This window comes from Streptomyces viridosporus (assembly GCF_002078235.1).
Lineage (GTDB): Bacteria > Actinomycetota > Actinomycetes > Streptomycetales > Streptomycetaceae > Streptomyces > Streptomyces viridosporus.
Map to the genome: position 1 here is coordinate 1 of NZ_MSGP01000043.1, position 10,602 is coordinate 10,602.

The 10,602-nt window shown below is 72.9% G+C and carries 8 protein-coding genes; all 8 read left to right on the forward strand.

The genetic code is table 11. From position 1 onward, the window contains the following. Positions 1 to 289 precede the first annotated feature (289 nt). The 8 genes from B7L92_RS03015 to B7L92_RS03050 all read left to right on the forward strand — a co-directional run bounded on the left by B7L92_RS03015 (position 290) and on the right by B7L92_RS03050 (position 10,384). Positions 290 to 1,687: a nitrate/nitrite transporter gene (locus B7L92_RS03015; protein WP_081235948.1), complete on the forward strand. Its 1,398-nt coding sequence runs from the start codon at positions 290 to 292 to the stop codon at positions 1,685 to 1,687. Between the two features lie 117 nt (positions 1,688 to 1,804). After that, positions 1,805 to 2,956, forward strand: coding sequence for a uroporphyrinogen-III synthase (locus B7L92_RS03020; RefSeq protein WP_081235949.1), 1,152 nt, complete (start codon positions 1,805 to 1,807; stop codon positions 2,954 to 2,956). Between the two features lie 153 nt (positions 2,957 to 3,109). After that, positions 3,110 to 3,721, forward strand: a complete 612-nt coding sequence (locus tag B7L92_RS03025) for a CGNR zinc finger domain-containing protein (RefSeq protein WP_081235950.1) — start codon at positions 3,110 to 3,112, stop codon at positions 3,719 to 3,721. A 424-nt stretch (positions 3,722 to 4,145) separates the two neighbouring features. After that, on the forward strand, positions 4,146 to 4,667 hold the full coding sequence (locus B7L92_RS03030; protein ID WP_010039908.1) for a sigma-70 family RNA polymerase sigma factor: 522 nt from the start codon (positions 4,146 to 4,148) through the stop codon (positions 4,665 to 4,667). A gap of 74 nt (positions 4,668 to 4,741) precedes the next feature. Then, a complete protein-coding gene (locus B7L92_RS03035; protein ID WP_304364694.1) occupies positions 4,742 to 5,506 on the forward strand; it encodes a zf-HC2 domain-containing protein in 765 nt (254 codons plus the stop codon). Between the two features lie 60 nt (positions 5,507 to 5,566). Further along, the gene (locus B7L92_RS03040; RefSeq protein WP_081235952.1) at positions 5,567 to 7,864 is read left to right on the forward strand and encodes a HelD family protein; all 2,298 of its coding nucleotides are present in this window, start codon (positions 5,567 to 5,569) and stop codon (positions 7,862 to 7,864) included. A gap of 415 nt (positions 7,865 to 8,279) precedes the next feature. Beyond that, positions 8,280 to 9,689, forward strand: a complete 1,410-nt coding sequence (locus tag B7L92_RS03045; RefSeq protein ID WP_081235953.1) for an NAD-dependent malic enzyme — start codon at positions 8,280 to 8,282, stop codon at positions 9,687 to 9,689. Positions 9,690 to 10,102: 413 nt separating this feature from the next. Beyond that, positions 10,103 to 10,384: an HU family DNA-binding protein gene (locus tag B7L92_RS03050; protein ID WP_004987462.1), complete on the forward strand. Its 282-nt coding sequence runs from the start codon at positions 10,103 to 10,105 to the stop codon at positions 10,382 to 10,384. Positions 10,385 to 10,602 lie beyond the last annotated feature (218 nt).

Here is a 10,602-nt window from a genome sequence, read left to right on the forward strand (position 1 = left end):
GCCAGTAGGGGTTCTGCGGCGGGTACGGCGCCCGGCGGTCCCCACGCCCAGCCGCAGCCGCCGTACCCGCAGCAGAACCCCTACTGGCAGCCCCCGCGGCGCTGACGCCGCCGCACCTCACGGCACCGTGCCCCGCCGGTGCCGGAGACCTCTCACCCCGGCCCCGCCGGCGGTGAGAGCAACGTTCCCCGCCGGTCACCGGGGACCACGGACCGGAAACGCTTCCTCCCTACCTTCGGGACCAGCCCTTCGGGGCACCGTCCGCACCCCGGAGAACAGTGGAGGCGTCATGACAGCTCCCCGGGCCCGGCTCAGCCCGGACCCCGCACCCCCGAGCGGGGGCGGCCGCTGGATCCGGCACTGGGATCCGGAGGACGAGGCCTTCTGGAACGCGACCGGGGAGAAGGTCGCCCGCCGCAACCTCCTCTTCTCCGTGCTGTCCGAGCACATCGGCTTCTCGGTGTGGACGATGTGGTCCGTGCTGGTGCTCTTCATGGGACCGGAGTACGGGCTCACCCCGGCCGACAAGTTCCTGCTGACGTCCGTGGTCACGCTGGTCGGTGCCGTGGTCCGCGTCCCGTACACCTTCGCCGTCGCGGTCTTCGGCGGGCGGAACTGGACGGTCGTCTCCGCCGGGCTGCTGCTCGTGCCCACCGTCGCCGCGTTCGCGGTGATGGAGCCGGGGACCTCCTTCTCCACCTTCCTGCTGGTCGGCCTGCTGGCCGGCATCGGCGGCGGCAACTTCGCCTCCTCCATGACCAACATCAACGCCTTCTTCCCGCTGCGGAAGAAGGGGTGGGCGCTCGGCCTGAACGCCGGCGGCGGCAACATCGGGGTGCCCGTGATCCAGCTCGCCGCCCTCGCGGTCATCGGGGCGAACGGCGGGCCGCGCGTGCTGCTCGGCCTCTACGTCCCGCTGATCGTCGCCGCCGCCGTGCTGGCCGCGCGGTACATGGACAACCTCGCCCCGGTGCGGAACGACACCGGTGCCGCCAAGGACGCCGTGCGGGAGGCGCACACCTGGGTCATGTCCTTCCTCTACGTCGGCACCTTCGGCTCCTTCATCGGCTACAGCTTCGCCTTCGGGCAGGTGCTGCAGAGCCAGTTCGGCCGCACCCCGCTGCAGGCCGCGTACGTCACCTTCCTCGGCCCGCTGCTGGGCTCCCTGGTCCGCCCGGTGGGCGGACGGCTCGCCGACCGGTACGGCGGCGCGCGGATCACCCTGGGGACCTTCACCGCCATGGGCGCGGCGACCGCCGTGCTGGTCGTCGCCTCCCTGCGGGAGTCGCCGGCGCTGTTCACCGCCGCCTTCGTGGTGCTGTTCGTGCTGACCGGCGTCGGCAACGGCTCGACGTACAAGATGATCCCCGGCATCTTCCAGGCCGAGGCCCTGGCCCGGGGGCTGCACGGGGAGGAGGCCGCCGCGCACGGACGCCGGCTGTCCGGGGCGGCCATGGGGCTGATCGGCGCGGTGGGCGCGCTCGGCGGGGTCGGCATCAACCTGGCCTTCCGCCAGTCCTTCCTCTCCCACGGCTCCGGCACCGGCGCGTTCGTCGCCTTCCTCGCCTGCTACGCGGTCTGCTCCGCGGTCACCTGGGCCGTATACCTTCGCCGCCCGGCGGCCCGGCCGGCCGCCGCGGGCGTCGCGGCGGAGGGGGAGCCGCGGCTCGGCCGCGCCGAGGTATGACGTAACACTGGTGACACGAAGCCGAACCGGGCCCGTCACGGATCGTTGGCAGGCTCGCTCGGCGTGGAGGCGGAGCCGCCCTCCACGCAGGACGCCGACCCGAGCGGGACGAGAGCCATGGACGACGAACGACAGCGACCGGACCACGGGCCCCTCGCGGGGTTCACCGTGGGGGTGACCGCGGCGCGCCGGGCCGACGAGCTGGGCGCGCTGCTCGAGCGGCGCGGAGCCGCCGTGCTGCACGCCCCGGCCCTGCGGATCGTGCCGCTGGCCGACGACGGCGAGCTGCTGGCCGCCACCGAGGAACTCATCGAGCGGGCCCCGGACATCGCGGTCGCCACCACCGCCATCGGCTTCCGGGGCTGGGTGGAGGCCGCCGACGGCTGGGGGCTGGGCGAGCGCCTGCTGGCGAGGCTGGGCGGGGTGCGGATCCTGGCGCGCGGCCCCAAGGTGAAGGGCGCGATCCGGGCCGCCGGACTGACCGAGGAGTGGTCGCCGGCGTCGGAGTCCCTGGCCGAGGTGCTCGACCGCCTGCTCGCGGAGGGCGTCGACGGTCTGCGCATCGCCGTGCAGCTCCACGGCGAGCCGCTGCCCGGGTTCGTGGAGTCGCTGCGGGCCGGGGGAGCGGAGGTGGTGGGGGTGCCGGTCTACCGGTGGCTGCCGCCGGAGGACCTCGGCCCCGTCGACCGGCTGCTGGACGCCACGGTCTCCCGGACCCTGGACGCGGTCACCTTCACCAGCGCCCCCGCCGCCGCGTCCCTGCTGTCCCGGGCCGGGGAGCGCGGCCTGCTCGACGACCTGGTCGCCGCCCTCGGCCACGACGTCCTGCCCGCCTGCGTCGGCCCGGTCACCGCGCTGCCGCTGCAGGGCCACGGCGTCGACACCGTCCAGCCCGAACGCTTCCGGCTCGGCCCCCTCGTTCAGGTGCTCTGCCGGGAACTGCCCGCCCGGGCCCGCGCGCTGCCCGTCGCCGGGCACCGGGTGGAGATCCGCGGACACGCGGTCCTGGTGGACGACGAGCTCAGGCCCGTACCGCCGGCCGGGATGTCCCTGCTGCGGGCGCTGGCCCGGCGGCCCGGCTGGGTCGTCGCCCGCGCGGACCTGCTGCGCGCCCTGCCGGGAGCGGGCCGCGACGAGCACGCGGTGGAGACCGCCATGGCCCGCCTGCGCGGCGCCCTCGGCGCTCCCGGACTGATCCAGACGGTCGTCAAGCGCGGCTACCGGCTCGCCCTGGACCCGCGGGCGGAGTCGAAGTACGCGGACGCCTGAGCGGGGCGACCGGCCCGGCGGACGAGGACGCCGTGCGGGGGGTTACGGGTGCGGGAGCGGGCAGGCACTGTAGGGAGGGGATGTCCCGGTCCCTCACTCGCGTCGCACCGGTCCCCACCCGACCGGGGCGGAACCCTAGGCGGTGACAGGCACATGGCACTGGGTACGGCCACGGCGCCCCACGAGCTGCGGTTCGACACCGGGCGGGTCTGCCTGGACCTGCTCGCGACCACGCACCCCGTGGAACGGCTCGACTCCGTCGAGGTGCTGCGCGCCTGGATCACCGGCTCGGGACTCGTCCCGCCGGGCACCTCGCTGGTCCACGCCGACCCCTCGTGGCCGGCGGCCTTCCGCGAACTGCGCGGACGCCTCGCCCTGTTGGTGCGCGGCCGGGCGGGCCGGCCGCCCGGTGCGGCTCCCGGCGCCCCCGCGTACGACCTCGCGCTCGCGCGGGTCAACGACCTCGCCCGGGTGGCACCCCCGGCCCCGTGCGCGGTGCCCGGTGACGACGGCCTGCTGGTGCGCCGTCTCGACGGCCCGCCCGGCCGCGCCGCGCTGCTCGCGGCGGTCGCGCGGGACGCCGTGGACCTGCTCACCGATCCGGTGGCGCGCGCGGGCCTGCGGCAGTGCGAGGGCGACAACTGCCCGATCGTGTACCTCGACACCTCCCGGGGCCGCAGGAGGCGCTGGTGCTCCAGCGAGGTCTGCGGGAACCGCGAACGGGTGGCCCGCCACCGCCGCCGCGCCGCCCTCACCCGCGCCTGAGACACTCGGGCCTGAGACACCCGGGCCCGGGGCACCTGAGCCTGAGACACCCGCGCCTGGGGCAGCCGCACTTGAGGCACCCGTTCCCCAACGCCTTCGTCCCCTATGCGACTTCTGTGCCGCGCCCCTAGTCGAGCAGGTGAAGTGATATCGGTCACGCCCGGTTTGACGTCCCCGTTCCACGGAAAGCGCGCCCGCTCCTTCGGCGTGTCGGAAATGTGAAGGAGAAGTGCGGGGAATGTGACCCCATGTCCCGGTCCGCGCGCCGTCCCGCAGAAAACTGCCGCCTCCCTTTGAACACCCAACCCCTCGCGTCCGTACCGGTTGTGGAGCGACCGGCTGGGGGATCCCCCGGACATCGGAGGTGGGCGTGCGCAAGGATTCTGTCGTGGCCAATGAACGTGCATCGAGGGCCCGACATCGCATGTCCCAGCCCTCGGAACCCGATGAGGAGCTGATGCGTGCGCTGTACCGAGAGCACGCCGGACCCTTGCTGGCCTACGTCCTGCGGCTGGTCGCCGGAGACCGGCAGCGCGCCGAGGACGTCGTGCAGGAAACGCTCATCCGTGCCTGGAAGAACGCCGGTCAGCTCAATCGGGCGACCGGTTCGGTACGCCCCTGGCTGGTGACGGTCGCCCGACGCATCGTCATCGACGGCCACCGCAGCCGGCAGGCCCGGCCGCAGGAGGTCGATCCGTCGCCGCTGGAGGTCATCCCCGCGGAGGACGAGATCGACAAGGCGCTGTGGCTGATGACGCTGTCGGACGCACTCGACGACCTGACCCCTGCTCACCGGGAGGTGCTCGTCGAGACGTACTTCAAGGGGCGTACCGTCAATGAGGCGGCGGAGACGCTCGGCATACCCAGCGGTACCGTCCGCTCCAGGGTCTTCTACGCCCTGCGTTCGATGAAGCTGGCACTGGAGGAGCGGGGGGTGACGGCGTGATGAGTGTGTACGGGGGAAATCAGGGATTCGGCACGGGTGGCGCGGGTATGTCTGGAGCCATGCAGGGATCACCGGTGCCGAATGAACACGAGACCGTCGGTGCCTACGCCCTGGGCATCCTCGACGATGCCGAGGCCACCGCGTTCGAGGCGCACCTCGCGAGCTGCGAGTGGTGCGCCCAGCAGCTCGACGAACTCGCGGGCATGGAGCCGATGCTGGCCGCGCTCGCGGACCTGCCCGGCGCCGGGACGCCCGCCATCGGCGAGTCGCTGTCGGCCAAGCCGAGCCCGCGCGTGGTGGAGAAGCTGGTCGACGAGGTCGCCGAGCGCCGCGCGAGGAAGCGCCGCCGCAACTTCTACATGGTGGCCGCGGCGGGCGCGCTGATCGTCAGCGGGCCGTTCGTGGCCGTGGCGACCACCGGCGGGGACGGCGGTGGCGGTGGCGGCGGTGGCGGCACCAACCGGACGCTCGCGGCGGACCCGGTCAAGGACGCCTTCGACAAGGCCTCCGACAAGGTCTCGGCCACCGACCCCGGCACCAAGGTCTCCGCGACCGTGGCGCGGGAGAAGAAGCTCTGGGGCACCGAGATCGTCACGGAACTGAAGAACGTCAAGGGCCCGCAGAAGTGCGCGCTGATCGCCGTCGGCAAGAACGGCGAGCGGGAGACCGTCACCTCCTGGTCCGTCCCCGGCGAGGGCTACGGCCTGCCGGACGCCAAGACGGAGAAGGCCAGGCAGCCGCTGTACATCCAGGGCGGCTCCTCGTTCGATCCGAACAAGATCGACCACTTCCAGGTGATGACCTTCGACGGCAAGGTGCTGGTCGAAGTGGACGCGTAGCCTCCCGGGGCCCCCTTCGCGTACGGTTGACGGCTGCCCAGCACGTCAGAAGGGGGCCCGGTGGCCGCTCAGGCTCAACAGGAAACCGCGGTCGGTCCGGTTCACGACTCCGTTCGCGACCGGGAGATCCGCGTCGAACAGGAACACCTGGACCGGGTGTACCGGCGTCTCGAGGAGAAGATCCACGAGGCCGAGTTCCTCATGCGCGACGCCGCCCGGCGCGGCCAGGTCGGCACGCCCGGCGCCCTCGCCGAGCGGGACGCCCAGGTCTTCCGGGCCGGCGTTCACCTCAACCGGCTGAACAACGAGTTCGAGGACTTCCTCTTCGGCCGCATCGACCTGCTGCTCGGCAAGGACGGCAAGAAGGGGCCCGACGGCGCCTACACCGCCGTCGAGCCCGCCGAGGGCGCCGTGCGCCCCGACAACACCGCCGACATCGCCGAGACCCTGCACATCGGCCGGATCGGCGTCCTCGACGAGGACTACGCCCCGCTGGTCATCGACTGGCGGGCGCCCGCCGCCGCGCCCTTCTACCGCTCCACCCCGGTCGACCCCGGCCGGGTCGTGCGCCGCCGGGTGATCCGCTCCAAGGGCCGCCGCGTCCTCGGCGTCGAGGACGACCTGATGCGCCCCGAGCTGGCGGCGTCCCTCGACGGCCACGAGCTGCCCGTGATCGGCGACGGCGCCCTGATGGCCGCGCTCGGCCGGGCCCGTACCCACACCATGCGGGACATCGTGGCCTCCATCCAGGCCGAGCAGGACCTGGTGATCCGCGCCCCCGCCGCCTCCGTGACCCAGGTCGAGGGCGGCCCCGGCACCGGCAAGACCGCCGTCGCCCTGCACCGGGCGGCCTACCTGCTCTACCAGGACCGGCGCCGGTACGCGGGCGGCATCCTGATCGTCTCGCCCACCCCCCTGCTGGTCGCCTACACCGAGGGCGTGCTGCCCTCCCTCGGCGAGGAGGGCCAGGTCGCCATCCGCGCCATCGGCTCGCTGGTCGAGGGCGCCGAGGCCACGCTGTACGACTCCCCGTCGGTGGCCCGCGTCAAGGGCTCGTCCCGCATGCTCAAGGTGCTGCGGAAGGCCGCGCGCGGAGCACTGGAGGGGAACGATTCGCCCGAGCGGCTGCGGGTCGTCGTCTTCGGCCGGCGGCTGGAGCTCGGGGCCGGGGAGCTGGCGGACGTCCGCCGCGCCGCCCTCGGCGGCACCGCACCGGTCAACCTGCTGCGACCCCGCGCCCGCAAGCTGCTGCTCGACGCCCTGTGGGAGCGCTACGGCGCGGCGGGCCGGCACACCGACCCGGAGCTCGCCGCCGAGCTGCGCTCCTCCTTCGACGAGGACGTCACCTCCGAGGACGACTTCACCGCCTTCCTCGACGCCTGGTGGCCCGAGCTGACCCCGGCCGCCGTCCTCGGCGCCATGGCGGACGAGAAGCGCCTGGGCCGCTGGGCCCGTCGCGTCCTCAACCCCGGCGAGGTCCGCAGGGTCGCCCGCTCCCTGCAGCGGGCCGGGTACTCCGTGCACGACATCGCGCTCCTCGACGAGCTCCAGGCCGTCCTCGGCGCCCCGGCCCGGCCCCGCAGGAAGCGCGAGATCGACCCGCTGGACCAGCTCACCGGCCTGGAGGAGCTGATGCCGGTGCGCGAGGAGTCGCAGCGTGAGCGGGCCGAGCGGCTCGCCCAGGAGCGCGTCGAGTACGCCCATGTGATCGTCGACGAGGCCCAGGACCTCACCCCGATGCAGTGGCGCATGGTCGGCCGGCGCGGACGGCACGCCACCTGGACGGTCGTCGGCGACCCGGCCCAGTCCTCCTGGTCCGACCCCGACGAGGCCGCCCGGGCCCGCGACGAGGCCCTCGGCACCCGGCCGCGCCGCCGGTTCCGGCTCACCGTGAACTACCGCAACCCGGCGGAGATCGCCGACCTGGCGTCGAAGGTGCTGGCCCTCGCCATGCCCGGCTCCGAGCCGCCGCGGGCGGTGCGCTCCACCGGCGTCGAGCCGCGCTTCGCCGTCGTGCGCGACGCGCTGGGCGCGACGGTGCGGGAGGAGGCGGCACGGCTGCTGGAGCGGGTCGACGGCACGGTCGGCGTGGTCGTCGCCATGCAGCGCCGCGAGGAGGCCCGGCGCTGGCTCGACGGGCTGGGCGACCGCGTGGTGGCGCTCGGCAGCCTGGAGGCCAAGGGGCTGGAGTACGACGCCACCGTCGTCGTCTCCCCGGCCGAGATCGCCGACGAGTCCCCGGCCGGCCTGCGCGTCCTCTACGTGGCGCTCACCCGGGCCACCCAGCAGCTGACGGTGGTCGCGCAGGAGCGCGACGAGCCGGACGCGGCCGGGGTGCCGGATCTGCTGAGGGACTGATCCGGGCGCGCGGAAAAACCGCTTGCGTGACGGGAATGGCACACCGGGATCCTTTTGTTAGCCTGGACGTGGCACCGGCCCGATCCAAGCCCCCGGGCCCAACCTTCGTCGCTTCGAGCGACCACTTGCCGCGAGGCGAGCATGGCGGGTCGGTGTCATCAAACGTGCGAGAGGCCCACGTCATCCGTGTGACGTGGGCCTCTTCCATGGCCGGGGCCCCTTCACCGGGGCGGATCTTCCCTCGTAGGGTGGAACAAGTTTTCCGAAATGTGCCGGAGGTACCCACTCCGGCCGCGAACAAAACGTTCGCAATACGAAGCGGCTACCGCGTACTCGGCGGTAGGTGCGACGATCGGACGGCACAGTGCTGTGACACGCAGCGACAGCAGCGAAACGGTGAAAGAGGAAGCCCGCCATGGCAACGGCGCCCAGCGTCTCCTACTCGATGACCATCCGGCTGGAGGTGCCCGCGAGCGGAACCGCGGTATCCCAGCTCACCGGGGCTGTCGAGTCCCACGGAGGCTCGGTGACCGGCCTCGACGTCACGGCGTCCGGCCATGAGAAGCTCCGCATCGACGTCACCATCGCGGCCACCTCTACCGCCCACGCCGACGAGATCGTCGAGCAGCTGCGCGGCATCGAGGGCGTCACCCTGGGCAAGGTCTCGGACCGTACGTTCCTCATGCACCTCGGCGGCAAGATCGAGATGGCGTCGAAGCACCCCATCCGCAACCGTGACGACCTGTCCATGGTCTACACGCCGGGCGTGGCCCGCGTCTGCATGGCGATCGCCGAGAACCCCGAGGACGCCCGCCGCCTCACCATCAAGCGCAACTCCGTCGCGGTCGTCACCGACGGCTCCGCCGTGCTGGGCCTGGGCAACATCGGCCCCAAGGCCGCGCTGCCGGTCATGGAGGGCAAGGCGGCCCTGTTCAAGCGGTTCGCCGGCATCGACGCCTGGCCGCTCTGCCTCGACACCCAGGACACCGACGCGATCGTCGAGATCGTCAAGGCCATCGCCCCGGGCTTCGCCGGCATCAACCTGGAGGACATCTCCGCCCCCCGCTGCTTCGAGATCGAGGCCCGGCTGCGCGAGGCGCTGGACATCCCCGTCTTCCACGACGACCAGCACGGCACCGCGATCGTCGTCCTGGCGGCCCTCACCAACGCCCTGCGGGTCACCGGCAAGGGGATCGAGAACATCCGCGTCGTCATGTCCGGCGCCGGCGCGGCCGGCACGGCCATCCTGAAGCTGCTGCTCGCCGCGGGGGTGAAGAACGCCGTCGTGGCCGACATCCACGGGGTCGTCCACGCGGGCCGCGAGGACCTGGCCGACGTCGACCCGGCCTCGGCCCTGCACTGGATCGCCGACCACACCAACCCCGAGAACCTCACCGGCACGCTGAAGGACGCGGTGCGCGGCGCGGACGTCTTCATCGGCGTCTCCGCCCCGAACGTCCTCGACGGCGCGGACGTGGCCGCGATGGCCGAGGGGGCGATCGTGTTCGCGCTCGCGAACCCCGACCCCGAGGTGGACCCGGCGGTCGCCCGCCAGACGGCGGCGGTCGTGGCCACCGGGCGCTCCGACTTCCCCAACCAGATCAACAACGTGCTGGTGTTCCCCGGTGTGTTCCGCGGCCTGCTGGACGCCCAGTCCCGCACCGTCAACACCGAGATGATGCTGGCCGCCGCGCAGGCGCTGGCCGACGTGGTGACCGAGGACGAGCTGAACCCGAACTACATCATCCCGAGCGTGTTCAACGACAAGGTCGCGGGCGCGGTGGCCGGTGCGGTGCGGGACGCGGCCAGGGCGGCCGGGGCGTGAGCTCCCGGACGTTGCGGGGCCGGTCGGCCGCTCCCGGGCTGTGAGGATCGCCACGGCCGGTTTCACACCGGCGCGTCGTGGAACGCGTAGGTCCTGACCGCCTCTAGGGTGGCGGCCAGGCTCGGGCGCAGATCCCTGCGGTCCGTCGCCGGAAGCGGACCGAACGTCACCGCATCGGGGGCCGTGGTGTTCTTCGTGTGACTCCCTCGGGTGTTCTCACGACTCCTGCGGGTGCCGGATTGGCATTACCGCCGCTGGTAGAGGCAGGATGCGTCTCTGGGCGCGAGGGTCTGACGACGGACCCGGGTCCGGGGACTCACCGAGGAACCTGGCAGCATCGGCTTCGCCGTGCCCGACATGCGGCTCCGCCGCGTGGCACGCCTCAACGGCAAGAAGAACACGGGAGTAACAACATGAACCGCAGTGAGCTGGTGGCCGCGCTGGCCGACCGTGCCGAGGTGACCCGCAAGGACGCCGACGCCGTGCTGGCCGCGTTCGCCGAGGTCGTCGGCGACATCGTCTCCAAGGGCGACGAGAAGGTCACCGTCCCCGGCTTCCTGACCTTCGAGCGCACCCACCGTGCCGCTCGCACCGCGCGCAACCCGCAGACCGGTGAGCCGATCCAGATCCCGGCCGGCTACAGCGTGAAGGTCTCCGCGGGCTCCAAGCTGAAGGAAGCCGCCAAGGGCAAGTGACCCCGACGCTCGTGCGTCCCGGGACGGCGTACGAGACACGGTGACACCGAAAAGGGCGGCCCCCGCAGAGGGGCCGCCCTTTTCGACGTGCGTGTGAGCGCTCCGGCCGGAGCCGGGGCCGGACGAGTGCCTCGCCCGGCAGTTCGGTCTCGACGCCCCGGGCTCGCCGGCTTCTCCGTGCCGTCTCCGCCCGGGGGCGACCCCCGCACCCCGGCCGG